The organism is Vibrio penaeicida, assembly GCF_002933855.1.
Taxonomy (GTDB): domain Bacteria; phylum Pseudomonadota; class Gammaproteobacteria; order Enterobacterales; family Vibrionaceae; genus Vibrio; species Vibrio penaeicida_A.
The window spans coordinates 29,309-52,531 of sequence record NZ_BFAQ01000013.1 but is presented as its reverse complement, the minus strand read 5'-3'; the positions used below and the strand labels follow the sequence as shown (position 1 = coordinate 52,531).

20 protein-coding genes and 1 pseudogene are annotated in these 23,223 nt (G+C 40.8%); 9 read left to right on the top strand and 12 right to left on the bottom strand.

All coding sequences use genetic code 11. The features are described from left to right. Positions 1–85: 85 nt before the first annotated feature. Positions 86–2,062 (bottom strand): diguanylate cyclase, encoded by a 1,977-nt coding sequence (locus VPNCDNU1_RS06915; protein WP_104399702.1) that lies wholly within the window; start codon positions 2,060–2,062, stop codon positions 86–88. A gap of 467 nt (positions 2,063–2,529) precedes the next feature. On the opposite strand from VPNCDNU1_RS06915, the gene VPNCDNU1_RS06910 reads away from it, so the two are divergent. Continuing rightward, on the top strand, positions 2,530–3,360 hold the full coding sequence (locus VPNCDNU1_RS06910) for a DUF481 domain-containing protein (RefSeq protein ID WP_104399701.1): 831 nt from the start codon (positions 2,530–2,532) through the stop codon (positions 3,358–3,360). Between the two features lie 82 nt (positions 3,361–3,442). Here the strand turns inward: VPNCDNU1_RS06910 and VPNCDNU1_RS06905 are convergent, their stop codons facing one another. Genes VPNCDNU1_RS06905 through VPNCDNU1_RS06895 form a run of 3 tightly spaced genes read right to left on the bottom strand, consistent with a single transcriptional unit; the run spans position 3,443 to position 5,200 of the window. Next, positions 3,443–3,805, bottom strand: a complete 363-nt coding sequence (locus VPNCDNU1_RS06905) for a hypothetical protein (RefSeq protein ID WP_104399700.1) — start codon at positions 3,803–3,805, stop codon at positions 3,443–3,445. A 53-nt stretch (positions 3,806–3,858) separates the two neighbouring features. After that, complete coding sequence (locus VPNCDNU1_RS06900) at positions 3,859–4,593, bottom strand: MBL fold metallo-hydrolase (protein WP_104399699.1); 735 nt, start codon at positions 4,591–4,593, stop codon at positions 3,859–3,861. Beyond that, positions 4,571–5,200 (bottom strand): chemotaxis protein, encoded by a 630-nt coding sequence (locus VPNCDNU1_RS06895; protein WP_104399698.1) that lies wholly within the window; start codon positions 5,198–5,200, stop codon positions 4,571–4,573. Before VPNCDNU1_RS06895 ends, VPNCDNU1_RS06900 begins: the two co-directional genes overlap by 23 nt. A gap of 173 nt (positions 5,201–5,373) precedes the next feature. On the opposite strand from VPNCDNU1_RS06895, the gene VPNCDNU1_RS06890 reads away from it, so the two are divergent. After that, on the top strand, positions 5,374–6,270 hold the full coding sequence (locus VPNCDNU1_RS06890; protein ID WP_104399697.1) for a glycerol kinase: 897 nt from the start codon (positions 5,374–5,376) through the stop codon (positions 6,268–6,270). A gap of 50 nt (positions 6,271–6,320) precedes the next feature. Here the strand turns inward: VPNCDNU1_RS06890 and VPNCDNU1_RS06885 are convergent, their stop codons facing one another. After that, on the bottom strand, positions 6,321–6,977 hold the full coding sequence (locus VPNCDNU1_RS06885; RefSeq protein WP_104399696.1) for a DUF2726 domain-containing protein: 657 nt from the start codon (positions 6,975–6,977) through the stop codon (positions 6,321–6,323). A gap of 149 nt (positions 6,978–7,126) precedes the next feature. Between VPNCDNU1_RS06885 and VPNCDNU1_RS06880 the strand changes: the two genes are divergently transcribed. Continuing rightward, positions 7,127–7,639 carry an A24 family peptidase gene (locus VPNCDNU1_RS06880; RefSeq protein ID WP_104399695.1) on the top strand — a complete coding sequence of 171 codons (513 nt, stop codon included), beginning with the start codon at positions 7,127–7,129 and terminating at the stop codon, positions 7,637–7,639. A 159-nt stretch (positions 7,640–7,798) separates the two neighbouring features. Here the strand turns inward: VPNCDNU1_RS06880 and VPNCDNU1_RS06875 are convergent, their stop codons facing one another. The 3 genes from VPNCDNU1_RS06875 to VPNCDNU1_RS06865 all read right to left on the bottom strand — a co-directional run bounded on the left by VPNCDNU1_RS06875 (position 7,799) and on the right by VPNCDNU1_RS06865 (position 10,283). Then, positions 7,799–8,563, bottom strand: coding sequence for a substrate-binding periplasmic protein (locus tag VPNCDNU1_RS06875; RefSeq protein WP_104399694.1), 765 nt, complete (start codon positions 8,561–8,563; stop codon positions 7,799–7,801). 18 nt (positions 8,564–8,581) lie between these two features. Beyond that, positions 8,582–9,382: a hypothetical protein gene (locus VPNCDNU1_RS06870; RefSeq protein WP_104399693.1), complete on the bottom strand. Its 801-nt coding sequence runs from the start codon at positions 9,380–9,382 to the stop codon at positions 8,582–8,584. Positions 9,383–9,488: 106 nt separating this feature from the next. Further along, positions 9,489–10,283: an EAL domain-containing protein gene (locus tag VPNCDNU1_RS06865; protein WP_104399692.1), complete on the bottom strand. Its 795-nt coding sequence runs from the start codon at positions 10,281–10,283 to the stop codon at positions 9,489–9,491. Between the two features lie 480 nt (positions 10,284–10,763). On the opposite strand from VPNCDNU1_RS06865, the gene VPNCDNU1_RS06860 reads away from it, so the two are divergent. The 3 genes from VPNCDNU1_RS06860 (at position 10,764) to VPNCDNU1_RS06850 (ending at position 14,557) form a co-directional block, all read left to right on the top strand. Beyond that, positions 10,764–11,729 (top strand): phosphate/phosphite/phosphonate ABC transporter substrate-binding protein, encoded by a 966-nt coding sequence (locus VPNCDNU1_RS06860; protein WP_104399691.1) that lies wholly within the window; start codon positions 10,764–10,766, stop codon positions 11,727–11,729. After that, positions 11,726–13,885 (top strand): bifunctional diguanylate cyclase/phosphodiesterase, encoded by a 2,160-nt coding sequence (locus VPNCDNU1_RS06855; RefSeq protein ID WP_104399690.1) that lies wholly within the window; start codon positions 11,726–11,728, stop codon positions 13,883–13,885. Before VPNCDNU1_RS06860 ends, VPNCDNU1_RS06855 begins: the two co-directional genes overlap by 4 nt. A 162-nt stretch (positions 13,886–14,047) precedes the next feature. Further along, a complete protein-coding gene (locus VPNCDNU1_RS06850) occupies positions 14,048–14,557 on the top strand; it encodes a DUF6795 domain-containing protein (RefSeq protein ID WP_104399689.1) in 510 nt (169 codons plus the stop codon). Positions 14,558–14,584: 27 nt separating this feature from the next. Here the strand turns inward: VPNCDNU1_RS06850 and VPNCDNU1_RS06845 are convergent, their stop codons facing one another. Then, the gene (locus VPNCDNU1_RS06845) at positions 14,585–16,141 is read right to left on the bottom strand and encodes a methyl-accepting chemotaxis protein (RefSeq protein WP_104399688.1); all 1,557 of its coding nucleotides are present in this window, start codon (positions 16,139–16,141) and stop codon (positions 14,585–14,587) included. Positions 16,142–16,791: 650 nt separating this feature from the next. Here VPNCDNU1_RS06845 and VPNCDNU1_RS06840 point away from each other — a divergent pair. Together VPNCDNU1_RS06840 and VPNCDNU1_RS06835 are read left to right on the top strand one after the other, a co-directional pair. Then, complete coding sequence (locus VPNCDNU1_RS06840; RefSeq protein ID WP_104399687.1) at positions 16,792–18,762, top strand: sensor domain-containing protein; 1,971 nt, start codon at positions 16,792–16,794, stop codon at positions 18,760–18,762. A 478-nt stretch (positions 18,763–19,240) separates the two neighbouring features. Further along, the gene (locus VPNCDNU1_RS06835; protein WP_104399686.1) at positions 19,241–20,125 is read left to right on the top strand and encodes an AEC family transporter; all 885 of its coding nucleotides are present in this window, start codon (positions 19,241–19,243) and stop codon (positions 20,123–20,125) included. Here VPNCDNU1_RS06835 and rlmF read toward each other — a convergent pair. From rlmF to VPNCDNU1_RS06820, 3 genes and pseudogenes are all read right to left on the bottom strand, one after another. After that, entirely contained in the window at positions 20,117–21,121 is a 1,005-nt protein-coding gene (rlmF, locus tag VPNCDNU1_RS06830; protein WP_104399685.1) for a 23S rRNA (adenine(1618)-N(6))-methyltransferase RlmF, read from the bottom strand. The genes VPNCDNU1_RS06835 and rlmF overlap by 9 nt on opposite strands. 87 nt (positions 21,122–21,208) lie before the next feature. Further along, a pseudogene (locus tag VPNCDNU1_RS06825) lies at positions 21,209–21,709 on the bottom strand (M48 metallopeptidase family protein); the annotation flags it as partial. 186 nt (positions 21,710–21,895) lie between these two features. Next, entirely contained in the window at positions 21,896–22,510 is a 615-nt protein-coding gene (locus VPNCDNU1_RS06820; protein WP_104399683.1) for a glutathione S-transferase, read from the bottom strand. Between the two features lie 125 nt (positions 22,511–22,635). Here VPNCDNU1_RS06820 and VPNCDNU1_RS06815 point away from each other — a divergent pair, with 125 nt between their 5' ends. After that, a complete protein-coding gene (locus VPNCDNU1_RS06815) occupies positions 22,636–23,223 on the top strand; it encodes a TetR/AcrR family transcriptional regulator (protein ID WP_104399682.1) in 588 nt (195 codons plus the stop codon).

Sequence of the window (23,223 nt, the reverse complement as noted above, 5' to 3'; positions counted from 1 at the left end):
ATTCTCAATAGATATTTCGGTCTGTTGACCCTTCCCTGTTCAATTTTATTCGAGTTCAATACGTTTTAAACACGGCGCAGATATGTTATTGAGAGTACACGCGATCACGACCCGACATCTTTCCTTTATAGAGTAAGTCATCGGCACGTAGCATGAGCGTATCTATTGAATCTTTGCTTTCAAGGGCTTCAACTAAGCCAATGGTAATCGTAATGGAAGTTTCATCCCCTTCATGGTGAATAACGGTCGAGCTTACTTTTTGCCGAATAGCCTCTGCCAATTGAACAGCACCAGCGATATTCGTTTCTGGCAAGATAACACTGAATTCTTCCCCTCCAATACGGGCTAGCACATCATTGTGACGAAGTCGGCTCTTGATAATAGATACGATCTGCCTTAGTACTTCATCCCCAAACAAATGACCAAAATTGTCGTTCACTTCTTTGAATTCATCAAAATCGATCATCATCAGGCAAAATGAGCGCCCACTCCGACAAAATCGCTCAAACTCCGCATCTAACCTCTCAATGTAGAATCGACGATTATAGGCTCCGGTTAACGGGTCAGTTATGGCTTGCTCGCGAAGCTGAAGCTCTAGGATCTTCTGATCAGTAATATCACGAATTGTCCCAATTAACGTATTGGTTCCTATCTGAAAATCGGCCATTTCATGAACCCAAATGAAGGTTCCATTGGAATGTTTAATCATGTGCTGAACGTCATACTTGCCGCTTATCTGAGCGGCTTTCTCACTTTCATTCACACGACGTTGATGTTCTTTTGCGACTAAGCTTTTAAAGAAAGTAAGGCTTGGCTGAACTTGACCCCGCTCATAACCGAGAATGGTATAAACCATGTCCGACCAATAAACGTCGCCCGTATCTAGGTTGCACTCCCAATGCCCTAACCTACCGATTTGATGCGCCGTTTTAAGCCTGTGCTGACTACTCTGTAATTTGATCTCTAGTTCTTTTTGAGAAGTGATATCAGAAATTGATCCAATATAGCCATTTGTCTTAAAAACCGGGCTTTTGAATTTTCTAATGGAGTCTAATAGCCAGATGTCATGCCCATCTTTATGCCGGAATCGATATTGCCGTTTCAGAACGTCTTCTTGGCTGAAGCTTTGCCATTTTACAAACTGCTCATTCTCTGTTTTACAAACACTCAAAGGAAGCCGTTTTCCCCAAAACCCGTCGGAATTTACGATTTCAGACTTTTTGTATCCCGTCATTTCTTCAACGTCTTTGGATATAAATTGAATTTTCATTAGTGGGTCGCCTTGGCATCGATAAATGACATTGGGGCTAACATCTATCATGGCATCAAGCTCAGTGTTCATCGATGCAAGGTTTTGAGTTATCGTTTTACTTGTAGTGATATCGATATGCGTCCCAACTACCCATTCTGGGTCTCCGTTTGCATTGCGTGTCATTAACTTTCCAAAATCCCTCACCCAAACCTCTTGACCGTTTTTGTGGGTCATACGAACTTCGCATTCATAATAAGGAAGCTCACCGGAAAAATGGCGCATAAGGACTTTCTCGGATTGAACTAAATCATCTTCATTGCAATGCGCTATCCATGTATCAATACTAATGGGCTTTAATTCTTCTAATTCATATCCAATGATCTGCGCCCATCTTTCGTTAAAAACGACCTCTCCAGTTTGTACGTTCCACTCCCATGTTCCGGCTCGAGAACCCTCAAGCATGGTTCGAAACTTGAAAACGTCAGACGACTCCTGATACAAGGATTGATCGCCTATTTGAGCAAACCTCACTTGCCACAAAGCGTCTTTCCCTACTTGAATAACTTCAATTCTACCTTCGCTTGTCCCTTCTGAACTTTCCACCATCACTCGTCCATCATGAGTGGAGCTGTCTATTGAAAGGTGAGTTGGGTGGAGTTCTTGACCAGATAGAAGCCATGTGATTTTAAGCTCAGAACCGGCAATTGACCCGAAGGTTGAGCTTAACAACCTACTTCGCTCCAATTGCTCATTTTTCCCTAAAATGTTCAGCTCGCTGTCGAAAATAACGGCGTATTCACTGTACGACATGCCCTACCTCGCAAAGGTATTTTGTTTTACATCTAGCAATATAGTTATACCAAACATTTAACATAAGATTTGTTGGAATTGGTTTATATCCGCACAATTTGCCCTTGGGAAGCTGATCTTCTATCCCATTTCATCGCTATAAAGTTTGAACAGATGGAAGGTTCTATTGCATTCCCATCCTTGGACTGAAACAGAATATAGCGCTCTACTTTTTGCATTTTGAACCATTTGAATATGGATAACCTAAATGTAGACCGTCTTTGAGGTATTCCCATTAAACTCATGGACCTAACTCAGATTTATTCAAAAACAGAGATACTAGACACAATTTATAGGGTCTGTTGACCTAATTATCGATGGAAATATATTTACAAATTTCATGAATAAAATCGGATGTGTCATATTGTTTATGCAGTTCATTGCTGTTATTTCTATGTTGTCTTGAATTAACCAAGGAATGGATACCAGTGAACGCAAACAAAAAATGGCTAGCAACTGGGTTAAGTGTATTATTTTGTTCGACTGCACAAGCAGGGAATGTGAGTGTGACTGCTGGCGGTTTTTATTCTAGCGCAGATACTTCGATGGGCGCTTACTCCCCCAATCTGAGTAAAAGTTTTGATCTCGACTTTGAGTCCGACTTACGCCTAAAAGAGCGTGAAATACTTCCTTATCTTCAAATGGAATATGCATTTAACTCTAAACACAGCGTTTATTTGGATTGGAGAAGCCTTCATCGAAATTCATCCGTTTCTGCCGCTCGCTCTTTTGCCGTTTCGATTGACGACAAGTTGTATGAAGCCGACGTCGGCGCGACGGTCCAATCTACTCTGAATATCGATTTAGCTCGGCTGGGTTATTCATATTCATTCTATGAAAGCGATAAATGGGATCTAGACGTAACAGCGGGTATCCATATTATGCAGCTGCAAATTGGTATTGGCGGAGAGCTGCACCTACAAGGCGGAGATACCAATAATGTGCTTGGTCTCGGCAATTATGCTTTTACCGATGTAACGGCACCTTTGCCGGATATTGGGCTTGAGGCCGAGTATTCATTTAATGACGATTGGAAAGCAATTTCACACGCTCAGTTTTTCTACATCGAATTTGATGGCATAAAAGGCCTTTTAGTCGATACCAGTTTAGGCCTTCAATACAGTTTCAGTGAAAACTGGAACGCCGCCGCTACTTATAGTTACTATGAAGTGAATGTCGATTATGGTGCGGATTTGGCTGATTTGAATGTCAATTTTCAATTTTACGGACCGATGTTCACATTAGAATATCAATTTTAACGGATACAATTAAAAACCCAGGCGCTAATGCCTGGGTTGTTCGCTTGACTCATGCTAACCTGCTCTAACTGGGCTAACTGTACTAACTGGCGACCGCTATACGACCCACCAACATGTCATGAATGTATTGTTCTATAAAATCATCCAACGCTTCTAGCTTTGAACCAACAACCCAAAAGCTTTCGTACTCCGCAACGAGATACTCATTCCCTTTGGCTGTTAACTGATAATCCGAGATAGAGGTACTATCAGATGCTTCCTTCTTCTCTATGATCCCTGCTTCAATCAAGTCTTCAAAGCGAATGCCAAAATCTAGGCAAAAATCAAAAAGTGGCTTACTTCCCCGTTTTAGTTGTTTGTTTTTCCACAAATCACGTTTTTCAAAAAAGCACGCTGAAATGTTCACCTGTTCGATGTCGATTGTTTCTACGTTAGATACAGACATAATATGCGTTCAAACCTGATAATGAGTTATGTCATACCCGAAGTAGAATGTGGTTACTTGATCGCAACACCTACATCGAGCTTATCCAGCCACATGAGGAAACGTTTTACGTCGTCTCCCTTGAATATGCCGCCATGCTGAGGGCAAAGCATATCAATCTCCAGCTTACTGACCTTCTCTATCCATGCTGTCTTAGCTCTATTTGAGGGCATCCACCTTTGGTGAAAATACTCCATTTTCGGTATATGAGCATCAAAATCTTGTACAAACATGGGGGCGTTTACAGCATCGAGTGCGGCACCGATGTCTCCTGACATTAATATTTTAGCTTGTGGATCGTAAACTGAGAAATTTCCAGACGAATGCATGTAATGGGCGGGTATAAATTGGATCTCCATTCCAGATATATTGAGATTGCGTCCTTCATCAGGAATTGGTGCATATTCCACTTTTTCCATACCAAAATGACGAATAAAGCCCTCCCAAAGCCATGGAGAGTGTAACTTGGCTTTAGTTAGTGCCTGATCCCATAGGCCTAAGGAGGAAATAATATCTGGGTCTTGGTGTGATGCGAATAGATGAGTAATGTTTTCTATCGGTACTTCTTTAACAACGCAGCCCAACATGGCTGAAAAGAGTTCAATCCCACCTGGGTCAAGTAGTATGGCTTCATCTCGATTAGTAATCATGTACTGATTGGTGTCCACAATGCCATCTGGTTTTTCTGGATCGCGACCGAAAACTACCCAACGATGAGAACCTTGATTAAAGAGAACTTTTGCTTGCATAAACTACCCTAGTTAGTTCAGAAAATAGATTTAAGGATTGAAGGACATGGCTTTGAATGGAATCGGCAGACTGCGACACGCTAGTCGCAATGCTGTTCAGTTGATCTTGATAAACTTCGCCAGCTTGCGATGCTTCTACACTGAGCATGGTAGAAATAATTTGCGCTGTTCTTAGCTCACTGTGCAACACTCTCAACATGTCATTCAACCCTTTGGCTTCGCGTTTAAATTCTGCCATGAGCTCATTGTGATGTGTGTGCGTTACAGAAATAGCAGGCTCCAAGCTGCAGATATATTGCGCATTCGATGCTGTTTCATAAACGTCTTCAAACTTGATTAACGCCGATGCCGCGCGCGTTTCTGCCGTTGCGATCCGGCTTAGCTTTTGCGCTTTTTTGTTGATGATTTTTGAAGATTGAAGCGTGGTTCGAACTAACTCATCGATGGAATCTGTAATAGGTCTAAACCCAGCGGCACTTACTCCAGCCCTTAGTGCTAACGCCCTAGCATTACTTGCTATCAGCAGAAGCCGTTTGGCAATAACCATGCCTTTATTGAGTTCTGCTGCTACTTCAGCGGCAATAACAAAAACGCGTTTTTCGGACATATTTTTTCTTATATAAGCCAACCTTAATATTAATATAGTTCAATATGGCTCATTACATGCAACGTTAGTGTGGTTATTAAATCTACAGCGGTCTTTTTCTTGATTTGAAACAGAATATGAGGCTCTGAATCCTGCATCCTGAGGTCACTTGGGTATACAATAGTTGAACTTTCATGAACTTCTCGATAGCAGATATGATTTCAACCAGTAAACTCGCTGAAAAATTGAACGTTAAAGCAGGTGCTTTGTTTCAAGCGCTAGAGAAATACGAGTTCGTCTTCAAAGAAGAAGAGCATTGGACGTTAACAGGAATAGGCTTGGCTCAAGGTGGGCGTTATAAAGAGTCAAAGCAATACGGGCGTTACATCGTTTGGCCTGAGGATTTATATGTTCCTTTATACGACTCAAAGGAAGACAAACTGACTGCAGCCCAGGTGGGTGAGCGACTTAAGTTAACTTCCCAACAATCCAATCAACTACTTGGTGAATTGGGGTGGATTCTGAAGTCGGATGGAGGCTGGGTAGCAAGTACATTGGGTAAAAGAATGGGGGCGGAGCAGAGGCATAACAAAGCTTCTAATATTGATTACGTTGTTTGGGATAAAAGTATCATCGTAAATACTCGGTTGCTCTCTTCTGCTGAAGAGTTACTGGGGTGCCACGTTAGCCAACGATCCACTGATAAATCTTACTCTAATTTCCGACAAAAATTTGAAGCCAAATTTCACTGCGCAGATGGTCATTACGTGCGAACAACCGAAGAAATGCATTTAGACAATTGGTTGTATCTCACTGGCATTGCACATGCTTACGCAAGAACGTTACCGATAGATATCGATATTCAGTCCTCATTCTACTTACCTAGAGTTAACCTCTATCTAGAAATACATCCGAATAAAACGGAAACAGAGTTGGAATCTGAATTTGAGCTGAAAATCCAAACCTATAAACGCTATGGTCTTGCAGTCGTCATCATCTCTGATGAAGATTTAGAGAATCTAGATAAATCCATGCCAGCACTCTTTGCCAGTCATGGGGTGACAATGTCACAAGTTAAAGGTAAAAAATAACCCGAGTTCTATTTCTATAACTCGGGTTACGTTTTTTAGCACGCTATTGCTCAGGACCAGTTAATTTCTTCAATAAAATCTTCTGTATGGCGACAATTCGGATAACGGCTACAGGCGTAGTACCGCTTTCCTTTGTGCGGACCTTGTACCCCTACTTTTACCACCATAGGAGATTGGCATTCCTTACAAAATCTAACCTCGGGTTCGATATCGATAGTGTCCACGTATTCAGCTAGTACCTTTCTTAATCTTCCAACTTGGTAAGCGTACTTTTCGTTAGCGCCGATCAAAGGAATGCCCGACGTTTTGCAAACGTGCATCAGCAACTTTTCTCTTTCCGCCTTGGTTTTGTTCAGTTCTTTACCGTTGTCAAACTCAATAATGCATAACACTTCGAGTGTACCAGGACGGCAGATCACAAAATCGAGGTGTTTTCTCGCAATGCGATTAAATGCCGCCAACCACTTTTTCTTATCTTTGTTTGGTGCCGGCATCAATACGTCTGCCATGTGCACTTTTGCAAACACTAAAGCGCGATTATCAACAGCAGTGATCAGTGCATTATAAAATGCCACCTCAGGACCGCTCATTAAGTTTCCAACCTTCTTATAAGGATAGGTGATCGGTGCATAGCGTTTCGCAAAGTATTTTTGATATACAAGAAATACGGTTACCAAGACAAAGAGCAAAATCGCAACGCTCTGCATATTCAATCCTTCTAGCTAGTCTAATTTGCCGTTATACCCAGTTGGTTTTAAATATTCTTAGTTACGCAAAAAGTCTCGTGCTTTTTAACCTGACTTTGCATTCCAACCAACACGATCTGATTATACCCGAGTCCGCACAAGTCGCTAGGATGGATTGGTTTTTTACGGTTGTTTTTGCTGTACTTTGTTGGCTAGGTGTTTATATACTCCACCGCATGAACATAGATACCATTATTCAAATAGTGCTCTTTTTAGGGCTTATAGCAACCGGCTTAGCCACGTGCATTTCGGACGCTCGTCATAGAATTATCCCTAACAAATACACCCTCATCATTGGTGCAATTTCCATTGCTTTGGCATTAATTAATGGGTTTGCCCTCGAGTCGTTACCCTATGCGGCTTTGGTTTTCATTGTAGGCTTTGTTGCCACACTTATAGGCATTTGGGGTGGTGGCGACACCAAGCTTTTAACGGCTTATGCGCTCGGTATCATGCCAGAATTTCTCACCCTCGCTGTTATTTTGATGTGCATGCTTGGAGGGATCCAAATTATCGTTATGTTAATCAGGTATAGGGGTTTTCAGGCAATTCGAGAGAAAGGCATAGCCTATGGTATTCCGATAGTATTGAGTTGTACTTTATTTTCGTTCGTAAGCTTATAGACGCTTAGAGCAAAACGTAGGATCTGTGGCTTTATCTTCTGATAGAGTTCAAACCAAAAAAGAGAAGGAAAGGATCAAAGCGCCCTTTCCTTTGATTAAATAACGGGATAACAGTCTGTGACTAGCGATTCGGTTGCTTGCTCACCCTAAAAAACACGATCAATCGGTTTCGAAATGCAACGTCATGTATGTCGCCATTATCTTGTCGACATCGATTTTCCTAAGACCGCGGTTAAAGATGTCCAACCATTTTTCACCTTGCTCACCTCGATTAAACGCAATGTACAAATGTTTGTTCACCAAGGGCTTTTTATTCATTTGCACTTTGTCTTTCACTTTCGATACATTTTCATCATGCAGCTTTAGGAACTTCAAAACATTTTCATCAATGACAGCAACATCTAATCGCGCATCAGCCACCTTGAGTACATTCTGTTTATCGGTTAGAACAGATACCGCCGATAATTGACCACTTTGTACCATGTCATCAAATTCAATGGTGTTTCGGTACCCATTTACAACGCCTATCTTATAAGGAATCAAATCGGTTAAAGCTCGCCATGTAATCGGGCTGTTTTTCTGCTCTACAAACCCAAGCATACCGCTCCCCATCGTGTCGGAGAACAGCAACTTATTGGTTCTAAAATAGTAAGCTGGGAAATAGCCTGCGTATCGGTCGTTGGTTTTTGCAAGAGATACAGCCCGATTCCAAGGGTAAAACTCAACTTCAAGCTGGTGTCCCATGGCTGCAAAAGCAGCTTTAGCAACAGCAACGCTGGCACCTTGTTCGGCTAGATTTTCTCCCGTATAGGGAGGCCAATACAACGACGTTAGCCGCACTGTATCCGCGGCTGTATAGCATGACAAAGCAGAGGCAGCACTAAATATGCAGCCCAGCCAAAGTCTTTTAAATTTTAGGTTCATTTTTCTAGCAACTAACTTTTATGGTGAGGTCAAATCAATAATCGTCCGACCTTCGGGTTTTATAGTTTTTAAGGTGTTTTTCCAATGCTTATCTATAAGCCTCTGCATTAAACCACTCTCTTTTGCGTGGTTCAATGCTCTTTCAATAAGCAATTTATGTTCTAAAGACAATTCACTCATATAGAACATCATATTACGATCATACTTTAGTATCAGGCTCTTTTCGATATCTATTTGAGGCTGAGCTTCTGCTTCAGAAACAACCTCGTGCATGCCTCTAGGAAAGTAGTTCACTCCCCCATCTATACTCAGCATTCCATACAATTGCCTCCACTCACCATCTTTTACATGGTAAGGAAGCTTATTGGCTTTCCAGACATCAATATCGTACCAATTTGCCCCCAAGCCCGCGACATAACCCAGTTTACGAAACTCTTCCAGAGTCGTTATATTGTCGTATTGATCTTGGGCTCCCTTAGGAATAAGCAATACTCGCTGCCCAATCATGCCTTCAGTTAATGGAACATCGACTAAGTGGTATTTAGCATTGCGTTCTGGGGTTTTAACCAACCAGTACATAGAGAGCTGGTTTTTATTCAACATATGTACGGCACGCTTTTGAGGTGTGTGCCTAGATGGCGTCACAATATTAAGCTGTACTCCTTGAGCTTTTAATGATTCAACTAAAAGCTCGTGAAAGTAGGATTGACCATTATCACTAAACGCAGGCAACGTCAGGGTAACTTTGTTTACAGCCATAGTATTAGTTGCAACACTGCATAAAAACAAGATGCTTACGACCCAGCGAAAACGGTTCATTCTACCTTCCTTATTCAATCCCCTATTATTTACTATATACCTTAAAAAGCTCGATGCTTACCCCACTTGAAACTTTTAGACCCTAATATTATTAAGGTTGAGTGTTTTACAGTTTTTTTGCAGGATCTTGTGGTAGAAGTGGCTCTGGCTTTCCAAGATAGAAACCTTGAAACATATCAATGTCGAGATGAGCCAGTTTGTCTAGCTGCTCTCTCGTTTCTAACCCTTCTAAAATGACTTGAGCACCGATGCTTTTTGCCAATTCAATTGAATCAACTAGGTCTAGATCATCGCGATTAATAAAGTTATCGAGCAAAGATTTATCCAGCTTGATGATGGAAGGAAGCAAAATTTTTGCCCGTGATGCATTTGAAGCACACTGCCCAAAATCATCCATCGCAACGGTAATACCGTACTCACTTAACAAGTTAGCACCATTAAGAATTTCTTGTATGTTTCCCTCATCAAATTCCATAATTTCATAAACTAGCTGAGATGGGTGTAGAGAGAACATTTCCAAAAAACTCAGTAGGATTTGAATGGACTTCGCATCATGTGATAACACCTGAAAAACAAGTGGTGACGCATTGATAAAGATTTTTTTATCGTTATTCCCAGATTGAGCAAAATTTCTAAGATGGATACTGGCACACAGAAGCGAGGCATTAATAATATCGATGAAGCTTAATGCGGGGTCCCGGAAAAAAAGGTCGGGTCTTATTGTATTCGAAGATTTATCTTTAATTCGCACCAAACCCTCATAACCAAACACATCACCTTCTGTTGTTTTAATGGGCTGAAATACACTAGAAAACGTATAATCTTGGTATTCGGCGCATAGAAATCCTTCTTCATTCCTAAACAAATGTTTCTGAAAGTCTTCGGGATTTGAGAGGTACATGCAATCAGTCCAATAGATAGGGTTTAGTATCAAAACATTATGCGTCTGCGTTTTTGCAAAATCAAATGCCCAAATCCCAATTTTGCATACGGTAACTCTTTGTTTTCCTTATTTTGAAATTAAATTAGCATTTCATCATTAATAGTAGAAGCTTGATCAAAAACAACCATGACCTCAACAGAGGAATTACTGTCAAAGTTGCGTAAACACCTTCATCCCATTTAACAACACGCTCTATTATTGTATTTATAAATAGCCAGAGTTTCTCATTACAAAAGATAAACCTTTAGGTGAACAAACCTTATTAATGAGCCTTTAAATAAATATTGTGATTCCCTCGAAGTAATAGAAACATCTTGCAATACTTTATTGCACAATTTTTGTTAACTTACTTCCATTTATTATTTACAGAAAATGTCGTTATCCCTATCCTTTCGGATTAGTTTCCCCATTTAATTTTCAATATTGAGCTTTGTCTTTATGAAAAATTCTAAGACTTCTTTTTTAGCTGTAAAAGTACTACTCGTGCTAGCCAGTTTAGTTTCAATGCCTGTATTCTCTTCAGAAAATGAAGGTAAAGAATTGATAAGTAAACCTTTTATCATTGGTGCTGTATCAGAAAAAGTTAAGTCTCGGATTAAATGGAGCCTTCCTTTAGCTGAATATCTTGCAAGTTCTTTAAAAGAATTTGGCTACACGCATGGGGAAGTTGTCGTTGTTCCAACACTAGAAGAAATGTCTCAACAGCTTAAGAGTGGGCATGTTCACCTCGTACCTGCAACGGTTTATAGCGCTCTAATTTATGAAAATAGAATTGATGCAAATATACTTGTAAGACGCTGGAAAAAAGGCAGTGCGACCTATCACTCTATAATATTTGGTCGAAATGACGGGAAAAATCTAAATTTCGATGAGCTGCATGGTAAAACTATACTTTTTGAAAAACCGAGCTCAAATAGTTCGTTTTTTATACCTGCCGTAGCACTTATTGGGCAAGGATATGAATTGCAATACCTTGAGAGCCATGCAGACATGCCTGACCCAGAAAAAATTGGGTACATGTTTATGAATCAACAACTTAAACAATCCAACGAAATAAACATATCATCTTGGGTTTATCAGCAACGTGCAGATCTTGGTGCCTTTAGTGACAGAAACTGGAAATCGACTGAGGATATTCCAAATAGAATTAAACAATCCGTCGGAATTGTATACGAATCATCCCTTTACCCTCGAGACCTCATGATATCGTCACCTTCTTTGTCCCAAGAAGTGAATTTAGCGATTAAAAATACATTAAAAACAATGCATTTAGAGCCCGATGCTAAATCGACGCTTGTACGGTTTCAAAAAACGTCACAATTCGATGAGTTGAACCAAGACATGTTGAACGTCATTGATGAAGCTCGCCAACACCTTCCTAAAATTGAAGCCTTGCAAAAATGAGTCGGCTTTCTTCGATAAGGCTTAGTACAAGATACATCATCGCGACTGCGAGTATTATCGCTGCGCTCTCTCTTAGCCACTTTGTACTTCAACAAAAATTATATACACAGCACACAGAAAGTATTATCGAAGAACTCAACAACCATACTCGCACTAGCCTAAGTCAGCAGCTTGAACTTAGGGGTAAGTCCATCGCGCACTACCTTGCTGAGCATCTGTTTGATCCACTGTATAATTTCAATTTAGAGGCTACGTACTTAGCCATTCAACCAGCAATGTCGCAGCAAGAAGTCAAGAGAGTTCATGTCATTGATCAAGATGGCAAGATCTTCCACGATGGAACGGAATCGATGCTCCTTTTTGGAGCAACACCGCCTAATGAAGGAGCAATCAAACTGTCGATGGAAAAGAATACCGCTTTCATCAAACAGACTGATTCCGAATTGATCTATATTCAGCCAATTTCGCAATCAGGTGTGTCTATGGGCGCCGTCTATTTAGAGTTGAGTTTGGACAAATTGCTCACCGACATTTCCGCGAACCAAATCGTCATTGGTGATGTATATAAGAAAAATATACACAGTTTATATCAAAGCCATTTTTGGGTTACAACGGTCAGTTTCGTTGTGAGCCTTTTCCTTGCTACTTTAATGGCTCGCTCGTTAACGCAGCCTATTAGGAAGCTCACCGCTCATATACAAGAAACAGGTCAAGGTAACTTCCGTTCGATGCCTGCGCTACGTCGTTCTGATGAGATAGGAAAACTTGTCACCGCCTATAATGACATGGGTATGCGGATCGAAAAGCATACAGAAGATATTCGCTTCATGGCCTATCACGATGCCTTAACGGGGTTACCTAATCGCTCTTGCTTTATTCAGCATGTGAACCAGCTTATTGCATCTGAATCTCATGACAATATCGACCTTTTCTTTATCGATTTGGATGAATTTAAGCAGGTCAACGATCATTTTGGTCATGCGTCTGGCGACCACTTACTCGAAATCGTTTCATCTCGATTAGCCCGAGAAGTGGGGTTCAGCTTCGTAGAAACCACATCAAATATGGTTGCCCGCCTTGGTGGCGACGAGTTCCTAATTTGTTGTACAGGCTTAGTTGGTGATCAGCGTGAGCATATGGCCAATAATATTCTGGATACTTTACAAAAAGGAATATTGATTGAAAGCGATTCTATCGTTGCTGGAGGAAGTATTGGACTCGCTTCTTTCCCTCAGCACGGGCTCGATGCAGACACATTGATAAAAAATGCCGACATTGCAATGTATCACGCTAAAGATCGGGGAAAAAATACCTACAGCTTGTTCACTCACGCAATGAACAAAAAAATTGAACAACGGATAGACATAGAACAAGAGCTAAGAAAAGCGCTGGCTGATCCAAGTCAATTTGAGCTGTGGTATCAACCCAAAATCGATATGAGTTCTGGAAAAATTATTGGTGCTGAAGCGCTGGTGCGCTGGCGCCACCCAACTCGCGGTATCATAATGCCCGATCAGTTCATCCCAATTGCAGAAAATACGGATATGATTTTGCCTCTGGGTTCACATTTAATAGACCTTGCCTGTAATCAACTGGTGCAGTGGGAAGGCAACCAAGTTACCCCCGACTTTTATCTAACAATTAACCTGTCTGCGAAACAACTTTACAGGCAAGACATTGGTGCGATTTTGGCAAAAAGCATGATGAAAGCAGGATGCAAGCCAAACCAGCTTCAGCTCGAAGTAACAGAGAGCCAGCTATTACATGATATTGACGCTGCAAGAGATATCATTCGAGGCCTAAGAGAACATGGCATTCAAGTTCTCCTCGATGACTTTGGTACGGGTTACGCTTCGCTGAGTTATTTGCAGAAACTTCAATTTGATGGCGTGAAAATCGACCGCTCATTTGTGTCAAACATGCACACTAATGCAAATAACCGATCATTAGTTAGAGCCATTGTCTCGATGGCGCGCAGCTTAGGAATGAAAACCGTAGCCGAAGGCATAGAAACTCAAGAGCAAGCAGAGTACATAAGAAAAATCAATTGCGATATTGGACAAGGGTTTTATTACTCAAAAGCCCTTCCACCATCAGAATTTACCCAAGAATGGTTACTTCCATCTGCATACTCTAATACCAATCGTAGTAAGTAATAATTCAAGTTCTATTACCTGCAAGCGGTTAAACCACCGCTTCCACTGCGAAGATTTGGCAGAATTGTAGTAATAATTTTGCCATATTGTCTTTTGATATTTTTCACAATGAGTTTTGAACGTTAACGTATTCACCTCACTTTCGTTAATCAACGCGTCTCTATGTTCAAAAGACTTTTGGTGATCTGTCTGGTTCCCTATTCAAACGTGATACTCAGCGATACAATCTCCCTTTCTGAAAATCCAAACAAACTTGCACCACCAGTGTCTGGAAAGATCTTTCTAAAAGGTAAACCGTTATCAGGAATTACGGTAATAAGGGAAGTTCAAACATTAGGAAAAATTGTCGACGTTGTAAAAACCGATGAAACGGGTGCCTTTTATTTTCGTGCTTTTCACTACGATTTTCTGATACCGACTAAAGATGAAAATACGCTTAAAGCCATTATCACAATTACAGCAGAAAAAGGTGATAGCAAAAAAGCGCTATGGTCTTCAGAACACACCGGTATCAATTATCTTCCCTTTATGAAACCAGCCATGTCCACGATGACGTGTGACTTTAGCAGCGGCGTAAGCCAGATAGAGTTTCAATCGCACTCCGAATTTGAAAATCGCACGCAAGTTAAGAGTATTTGCCAGTTCAAAAACAATCAAAGCCCTACAATGTAGGGCTTTGATCTGGATATCAGAAAGTGTCTATAGTCTACGGAATTGCTTAACCAATTGCCCTTGAGAGCTTAGATTACTCACAAGGCCTTCACATTCATCGCGTGTATCACTCGCTAATATGTTTGTCGCAGAGCACACTTCACTGATTGACTGAACACTTGAATTCATGTCTTCAGTTACTCTCGCCATTTCCTCTACTGCAGTAGCAATCTGGCTATTTCTATCCGAAATATCTGAAACCTGCCCCATTAGCGTATCAAGTTTGTTTCCAGACACTTCTGCGCTTTCAACACACTGTTTGGATAGTCCATTCCCCTCTTGCATTGCATTAACGGCACTTTGAGTACTGGTTTGAATTTGGGTAATGACAGACTGGATTTCTTCTGTTGATTCATGGCTTCGCTGAGCCAAGGTTCGTACTTCATCGGCAACGACTGCAAATCCTCGACCTTGCTCCCCCGCACGCGCCGCCTCAATCGCAGCGTTTAACGCAAGTAGGTTGGTTTGCTCTGCGATACCTTGAATAACTGTAAGCACATCTCCGATGGTTTTTCCGTGCGCTTCAAGCTCGCTAAATAACCCTGACGCTTCATCTAACTGAGCGGATAACTGATGAATTGCCCCTTTAGTTTGGCTAACAGCCTCTAGCCCTTCAGAAGCAGCAGTACTGGCATTCGTTGTTGCTTCGCTGGCACTTTGTGCGTTTTCGGCAATTTCATTTGCTGTAGCATGCATCTGGTTAACAGCGGCGGCGACTTGCTCTGTCTCAGCAGTTTGTCCTTCCAGGTTAGACGCGGTTGTATCACAGTTATTCGATGACGATTGTGCCGCTTCCCCGATTTGTTCGTTCGAATCTTGAATTCGTCCCACCATGGCATTGAGTTCTGATTGCCTCATTTTGAGGGCCAGCTGAATTTCAGAAATGTCGTCGATATGATCGTTATACACCAATTCCATTAAAGGGTTATCGAACACTTTTCTCGATTCTTCACTAAGAGTTTCTAATCGTCTTGATACTCGGTATACCGAAATAATGGCTAACAGCAGTAATGCCCATATCCCAACACCAGGCATAAATGTGTCGGCAACAGCCGAGACAACTGCAGCAGGTACGAATAACATTGCCGCTCGCTGCCACAGCCTTGTACGTGGCAACTTCAACTTAAGTGGCGTTTTTCCATTACGAATTTGTGCGTAGACTTTTTCTGCGTTGTCCACATGTTTTCTATCGGGACAAAGGCGCACTGATTGGTATTCAACAACTTGACCGTTTTCTTGGATTGGAGAAGCAAAGGCATCCACCCAGTAGTGATCGCCATTACTGCATCGATTTTTAACTATGCCCATCCACGACTTGCCGACTTTTAAATGCTCCCACATGTCTTTGAACGCTTCCGATGGCATGTCCGGATGCCTTACCATGTTATGCGGTTCACCAACCATTTCATCTAACGAATACCCTGCCACATCACAAAATTCTTTACTGGCGTACTTGATATGACTGCTTGTTGACGTCACCGATAATAAATTGTAGCTCTTGGGGTATGTTACTTCTTTCTGTGTCACGGGTTGATTTACGCGCATATAAACCTCAGTTTTAAGTCATAATTTCCAATGGGAACTTCCAATAACACTTTGTTTAGCAAAATCTAATTTCATTTATATTAATAGCTCTAGTATTTCTATAGACGCAAAATTAGGTAAACTCAAATTACCGCACGGCTATTTCTTAAAAATCCGTTCAATTTAGCTAAATTCGCCTAAATAAAAACCAATTACGCCCAATTGGTAAATGAGACAAAACTTGTTAAGGTTATATTTGTTAAGGAAAAACTAATGGATGTGCTCATTTTTTCATTCAAAGCTCAGAAGTTCTCTTTAATAAAAAGCTCTGTCGGGTTACTCAAAACACAGTGGCTAAACACAGAAAATTTCACCACTTATAAACTTTCTCTCACACTCTTACACTCACTTACAATTCAGACATGCTAACGATCAGCATAGTCAAACAAACTAAAAAGAATTATATTTTTATGATCTCAACTTAATCGACATTAATGTCCGCCAATTATATTTTATAAAAATATCAATCTAGTAAACGCCACGTTCACCGCCTAATAGAAAAACCTTTCATATTTATGACACTCATTTTATATGGATCATTTATTCGAATGCGTACAATATTACAAAAACGTTTCTAATACGTTTCGTGATAATGGCAAAAGGCGTCTAGTATGCGAGCATATGAAGCTTTCGAATTACTTCATAACCCAATTTGGATTTTTGACCTCGACAATAAACAAGTTGTTTGGGCTAACAAACCGGCTCTACTTCTTTGGGAAAGCGGATCTTTACAAGAACTCGTTAATCGAGATTTACGCGCTTCAATGTCGATGGCAGTCGAAGCAACACTAGAGCAATACCGGAAGAAATTTCAAAACAACGAAAAGATACGCACATGGTGGAGCTTCACTCCTAAGCGCAAGCTTAAGTGTGCGTTGTGCGTATTTTCCGGCATTGAAATCGAGCCTAACCGCACTGCAATGCTGGTAGAAGTTGTTGCAGAGCAAAACAGTTTAAAACGCGATATCGCCTTTTCTGGTGGCGGACGTCTATCCTTGCTTTTTGATGACAAAGGCGAACTGATCAGTGCAAATGAAGCTTTCCGGCTTACTTTTAATTCTAATTTTCACAGCTTAGGTGATTTCCTTTCTAGTCAATCTAGAGCAAAGCAATGGATTCAAACTGCACCTTCCAAGCAAGAATTAAAAGATGAAATTACGTTTAATTTGGATGGAAAACCTCATCACTTCGAAATTTCAGCGCAATGGTTATTCGATAACAATCAACTTTTACTTAATCTGACTGATATCACAGAAAAAAAACAACGTTTGGAAGAAGCCCGATTCAATGCTCATCACGACTATCTCACTGGTCTTTTTAACCGTAGAGGTATGTTGGATGTTATCTCCGAATATGTGATTCAAAAAGTCCCATTCGTTCTCGCCTTCCTTGATCTAGATGGTTTTAAGTTAGTCAACGATACCTATGGTCACGGCGTTGGTGATGAACTCTTAAAATCAGTAACGAAAAGGCTTAACGAGATTGTCGACCCGTCTTGCTCATTAGGTCGATTTGGGGGAGACGAGTTTGTTGTTCTTTTTCCAGAACAAAGCAAACACCAAGCGGATAATAAACTTCACCAGATTATACAAATGGCAAGCATCGACTACCCTATTCCCAACATAGGCGAATTCTCAATCACCGCGAGTATTGGAGCAAGTCATTTCCCCACAGACTGTCAAAATGTCGAAGAGCTGATCAAGCAAGCTGGTATGGCTATGCATTATGCTAAAAGTGAAGGTCGGAATAGATTTGAACTGTTTTCATCTGAACTTTCCTACTCTTTAAATCGAAAAGTACTCATCAGAAATCGCTTAACGAAAGCATTCGATAAACGTGCACTTAGTTTGGTCTTTCAACCAATAGTACAAACTGAAAATGCAAATATTAAAGGGGTTGAAGCACTACTCCGCTGGGACGACAATAAATTAGGTTCCGTACCTCCGGAAGAGTTCATTCCTATTGCGGAAGAAACAGGGCAAATCGTTGAAATTGCTGATTGGATATTCGACGAGGTAGGAAGAACACTCTCAGAATGGAAACCCACCCTTCCTGAAGGGTTCATTGTAAGTATCAATGTGTCGCAAATTCAGCTTAATTCTTCTTTGCATACTAGGCTCAAAGCATTGCTTCATCAATATGGGTTGTCAGGAAAGAATTTGGCGCTGGAGATAGCCGAACCCTCAATGGCGCTCAAACATGCCGATTGCGTAAAGTGGCTCGATAATATCAAAGAGTTAGGCATTAATATTTTCCTCGACAATTTTGGGACAGGTTACTCTTCTCTTGCGTCATTGGACTCACTTCCTATCAATGCGATCAAGCTCGATAAACGCTTTGTTAGCCAGATGAGTACCTTAGATCAAGATGAAGTTGCCAATAAAACCATCGTCAAAGCCACTGCTGCTTTATGCGATGCGTTAAAGTTGGATCTTATTGCTGTGGGAGTCGAAACAGATGTACAAAAACAACTTATTTCGGAATTAGGCTGTCGTTACTTCCAAGGTTACTTAGTTAGTGAACCGCTAAACAAAACCGCTATAAAGCAACAATTTTTAAATGTTATCGATGCCGACGCGTAATTGTCTTTTGCAGGTATTTGTCTTTTGCGGATATTAGCCCTTAGTCTAAGAGCAAGGGCTGCCTTTTCCGCGATAGCTCTTAAATTTAAAGAAAACCCCCTATTTCCTTAGACTTATGTCTAATAATTCGCTCAACAAGACATTGATTTAGATCATGATTCCTCACCAGCCAATTGGGATAAGGTAACTACCTGTCCCACACGATGTGTGTAGGTTTCCTAAAGCACCAGTAGGTGTTTATTTTTCAAGCTCAGGTCTATGCGGGCTCCTGAGCTTTCTTTTTTCTTCTATCTTCTATCTTCTATCTTCTATCTTCTATCTTCTATCTTCTATCTTCTATCAAGCCTAAATTTCGCGAGATAAGAAGTAAACGTCAAAGACCAGCTACTCCAGATACTTATACCCAAGTAACTTTTCTGCACCATCTGTGTTAACTTGCTTATTCTTTTCGAAATCACTTCAAACTGAAAGGACAGTAATGTTTGAACAGGTCGTCAGTATAATATTTCCGGTATTTGCACTTGTTTTAGTAGGGTTTATCGTTGCTAAATGGCAGAAGCCCGATTTCAAACCTATTAACCGTATAAACATGGATGTGTTTACACCCGCACTCGTTTTTTCATCGCTTTCTGTGATGCCTTTGGATGAGCAACAATTCCCATTAACTGGTGCGGCACTGATTGCGATCTTGGTCCCCGGTATACTCATGGTTCCAATATGCAAAATGTCGGGGTTGAATTTCAAAGCTTGGGCACCACCGCATATGTTTAGAAATAGCGGTAATCTTGCCATTCCTTTATTCACTTACACTTTTGGTGATACGGCGTTAGCACCCGCGGTTCTGCTATTTGTTATGTCGGCGTGCACGCACATCAGCGTCGGATTGGCGCTATTAAGCAATGGAAACCCGTTCAAACAAGTCATAAAGATGCCTGTCTTTCTTGCTGCGGCTATCGCAATGTTCGTGAATCTTGCCGGTATTCAGGTTTGGCAACCTTTTCACAACGCCACTACCTTACTTGGGCAGGCAGCCATTCCAGTCATGCTACTATCGCTAGGCTCTCAAATGTGCTTTATGCGTTTCTCAGGCTTAAGAGCCGGGGTAATTTGTACGATTCAATCGTTGGCAACCGGTGCCATTGCTCTTCTATTGATTTATTGGCTTGTGCCATTACCCACAATGCAACTTCAAATGATGGTGCTTTTTAGCATGCTTCCACCTGCCGTCATGAACTACCTGTTTGCAGAGCGGTTTGATGTGGAACCTAGAAACGTTGCGTCGATGGTATTGTTCGCAAACTTTTTCAGTTTGATTACTCTACCTTTGCTTCTGATGTTTGCACTGTCTATTGGTTCACCCTAAGGTGAACCATTGAGCTTGTTGTTGTTCGGTATGGTACGTCCAAGCAACAAAACGAGTAATCTTTTGCCCGTGAGTCATTTCTATAATTCTCACTTCACAAGCGCCGAGTTTCTCTAACGTTTTTCTTAACGGTCTTACGTTTTCTTTTTTGGAAACTAGCGTCGTAAACCACAGGCATTGGCGAGCGAATTTTTTACTTTCGTAAGCCATATTTTTAATAAATAGTACTTCTCCACCCGGGCACCATAGCTCAGCTTTTTGACCGCCAAAATTAAGCTTAGCGTTAACCTCTTTCTTTATAGCGCCTCGCTTTTTGCGATTCTCTGCTAAGTTTTTCAACTTCCTCTCACTGCCTTTATTCGCTTCTTCTAGCGATTTATGGAATGGAGGGTTACACATGGTAAAATCGACTCGCTCTTTGGCATCAATGATATTTTCAAAATATTTCTTAGGATCTTTCTGTAGTTGAACCGAAAGCTTTCCTTCCAAAATGGCATTATTTTTAGCGATTTTTTGAACGTTGGAAATGGAAATCGGGTCTATGTCACTGGCACGCATTGTCCAGTTATAGTCGCTTATGGCCACAATGGGGTAGACAGCATTTGCTCCAGTCCCAATATCTAACCCGTTAATTTGGTAGCCTTTCGTTTTATGAGTAAATAAATCGGCAATGTGATGCAGATAATCCGCTCTTCCAGGAAGCGGCGGACAAAGAAATCCGTCAGGTATACTCCAATTCGTGACACTGTAATGATGAGCAAGCAACGCCCTATTTAGCATAATAACGGCTTTATCATCTGAAAAATCGACGGATAAATCGTCTTTTATGTTTTTAATAACGTACGGCTGCAATTCTGGAAGGGTTTTAATAAGCGCAGAGAAGTTATATCTACCTTTGTGCGCGTTACGTTTATGCAAAGCACCAAAGCGCTTCTTTACAACCTTTGTTTCTAAGGTGCCATTTGTGTTTGATTTTTTATTTGATTTTGAAGACACAAATTAACCTTTTTGATTTGTTTGAAGTTTTTGGTGAGGCTGTTCTTGAGCAATGGGCTCTTGATGATTGAGCTTTTGATGATTGAGCTTTTGATGAGTTAGCTCTTGGTAGATGAGGTACAAACGCGCATCTAATTCTAGCTGATGATATTCCGGCTCCATATGGCAACATAACTGATAAAAAGCTTTATTGTGTTCTTTTTCTTTAATATGAGCCAACTCGTGCACCACCAGCATTCTTAAAAACGGCTCCGGTGCTTGCCGAAACATACTGGCAATTCGAATTTCATTTTTTGATTTAATTTTGCCACCGTGCACTTTAGATACATAGGTATGAAGACCGAGCGCATTGTTGACCATATGGATTTTTTTGTCATAAACCACTTTGCTCAAAGGCGAAGACTTTTTGAGATACCTATTTTTAAATTCCATTGTGTATTCAAAAAGCGCTTTGTCAGACGTAATGGAATGATTACTTGGGTAGCGCTGCTTCAACCAGACACCAAGTTTTCCTTGCTGAATGAGTTGCTCTACCTGATCGAGAATAGGCTCTGGATAACCTTGGATGTATCGAAGGTGCGTACTCATAATCTCCTTTACCATGCATAAAATTTTCGGGGAATTGTCGATGTAAATTTGAGTGCGCGACATTTTATACTTTTAGCAACGCTTACCCAAGCAAGAAGTTAACAGATGCAATGCAAATAAAAACCTCAGCAAAATGCTGAGGTTTTTATTTATATCGATATCGCACCGAATTAGATCGGATTGGGTTTAAGCCTGAAATGAAGGGCGAGAAGATATCTTATCAAACCATGACTTAATAGATGGATATTCATCAAAAACATCCAGCTCCAAACCATTCGCTGCAAAACTAATAAAGATATGTCCTGTAATGTCTACAACTGTAAAGCGGTCAGCCGCTATGTAAGCTGATTCACTGAGGCGTTTCTCAAGTTTTGGTAGGAAACTGGCGACACGGCTTTTCGACTCTGCTCCCCATGCTTCTATACACGTTTCACGATCACTATAAATCCCAGTTAGGTTTCTGAATGCTTGAAAGCCTGCGTATAGCCCTTCGAATTCAACCACTCTGTGCCACATCTCAATTTGAGCTTCTTCTAAGGCATCTTTTCCGAAAAGTGCAAACTCGTTGTCGTTAACACCATCTAAATAGCGACATATAGCAACACTTTCACTAATTAAATCGCCAGAATCCAGTTCCAATAATGGCACCTTTCCGTTTAAAGACTTGGCCAAATATTCAGGTGTGAGGTTATCACCGGCTTTAACATTAAGTTGTTGCTTTTCGACTTCAACTCCCAATTCTTTCATAAAGATAGAAACACGTCGGCTACTCGGTGTCATGGCAGTTTCATAAAGTTTCATTTTCATTCCTTTCACATGCTGAACGTTCGTTTAGTTATAAACTACAAAATAACTGAACGATCGGTCAAGTATTAATTTTTTATTTCAATGATGTTATACTCACAGAACGCAAAGTGAGAGTACCCATGCCTAGAAAGAGTAATTTTGATAAACAAGAGAAACTGATTGATGCTATGAACCTTTTTTGGCAAAAAGGTTATGCAAATACCTCAATTGCTGATTTAGTTGAAACACTTGGTATTAATCGCTTCAGCCTTTACAACACCTATGGTGATAAACAAGCACTGTACTACTCAGCTCTTGATTTTTACCTTGAAAACATTTCTTTCCCTTCAATGAAAAACCTCATTAAAGACAATGCAGACCTTGTAACTATAGAAGAGTTTTTGACGCGTTTTGCGCGAATTCAAAAAGATCAGAAAAGTGGATGCTTTATGCAAAACGCTCTGATTGAGCATGGTGGCAATGACAATACGGTGAAAAACCGAGGTGAAGGCGTTTTTGATTTACTTCTTAGTAATTTCAAACGTGCATTAGATAACGCCAAGTTGAAGCATCAAATCGCTGAGAGCTGCAACACAGAAGCCCTTGCTTCTCTTTTGCTCACACAAGTTCAGGGAGTAAGGGTGCTTGGCAAAGCAAAGGCATATGCAGAGTTAGAACAAGCTGTTGATGCATTATTTATTCTCATAAAATCGTACACACCAAAGTAA

Coding starts and splice junctions, on each gene's coding strand:
- VPNCDNU1_RS06915 (WP_104399702.1), bottom strand. CDS start 2,062: ATGTCGTACAGTGAATACGCCGTTATTTTCGACAGCGAGCTGAACATT.
- VPNCDNU1_RS06905 (WP_104399700.1), bottom strand. CDS start 3,805: ATGTCTGTATCTAACGTAGAAACAATCGACATCGAACAGGTGAACATT.
- VPNCDNU1_RS06900 (WP_104399699.1), bottom strand. CDS start 4,593: ATGCAAGCAAAAGTTCTCTTTAATCAAGGTTCTCATCGTTGGGTAGTT.
- VPNCDNU1_RS06895 (WP_104399698.1), bottom strand. CDS start 5,200: ATGTCCGAAAAACGCGTTTTTGTTATTGCCGCTGAAGTAGCAGCAGAA.
- VPNCDNU1_RS06890 (WP_104399697.1), top strand. CDS start 5,374: ATGAACTTCTCGATAGCAGATATGATTTCAACCAGTAAACTCGCTGAA.
- VPNCDNU1_RS06885 (WP_104399696.1), bottom strand. CDS start 6,977: ATGCAGAGCGTTGCGATTTTGCTCTTTGTCTTGGTAACCGTATTTCTT.
- VPNCDNU1_RS06880 (WP_104399695.1), top strand. CDS start 7,127: ATGGATTGGTTTTTTACGGTTGTTTTTGCTGTACTTTGTTGGCTAGGT.
- VPNCDNU1_RS06875 (WP_104399694.1), bottom strand. CDS start 8,563: ATGAACCTAAAATTTAAAAGACTTTGGCTGGGCTGCATATTTAGTGCT.
- VPNCDNU1_RS06870 (WP_104399693.1), bottom strand. CDS start 9,382: ATGAACCGTTTTCGCTGGGTCGTAAGCATCTTGTTTTTATGCAGTGTT.
- VPNCDNU1_RS06865 (WP_104399692.1), bottom strand. CDS start 10,283: ATGTACCTCTCAAATCCCGAAGACTTTCAGAAACATTTGTTTAGGAAT.
- VPNCDNU1_RS06860 (WP_104399691.1), top strand. CDS start 10,764: ATGAAAAATTCTAAGACTTCTTTTTTAGCTGTAAAAGTACTACTCGTG.
- VPNCDNU1_RS06855 (WP_104399690.1), top strand. CDS start 11,726: ATGAGTCGGCTTTCTTCGATAAGGCTTAGTACAAGATACATCATCGCG.
- VPNCDNU1_RS06850 (WP_104399689.1), top strand. CDS start 14,048: ATGTTCAAAAGACTTTTGGTGATCTGTCTGGTTCCCTATTCAAACGTG.
- VPNCDNU1_RS06845 (WP_104399688.1), bottom strand. CDS start 16,141: ATGCGCGTAAATCAACCCGTGACACAGAAAGAAGTAACATACCCCAAG.
- VPNCDNU1_RS06840 (WP_104399687.1), top strand. CDS start 16,792: ATGCGAGCATATGAAGCTTTCGAATTACTTCATAACCCAATTTGGATT.
- VPNCDNU1_RS06835 (WP_104399686.1), top strand. CDS start 19,241: ATGTTTGAACAGGTCGTCAGTATAATATTTCCGGTATTTGCACTTGTT.
- VPNCDNU1_RS06820 (WP_104399683.1), bottom strand. CDS start 22,510: ATGAAACTTTATGAAACTGCCATGACACCGAGTAGCCGACGTGTTTCT.
- VPNCDNU1_RS06815 (WP_104399682.1), top strand. CDS start 22,636: ATGCCTAGAAAGAGTAATTTTGATAAACAAGAGAAACTGATTGATGCT.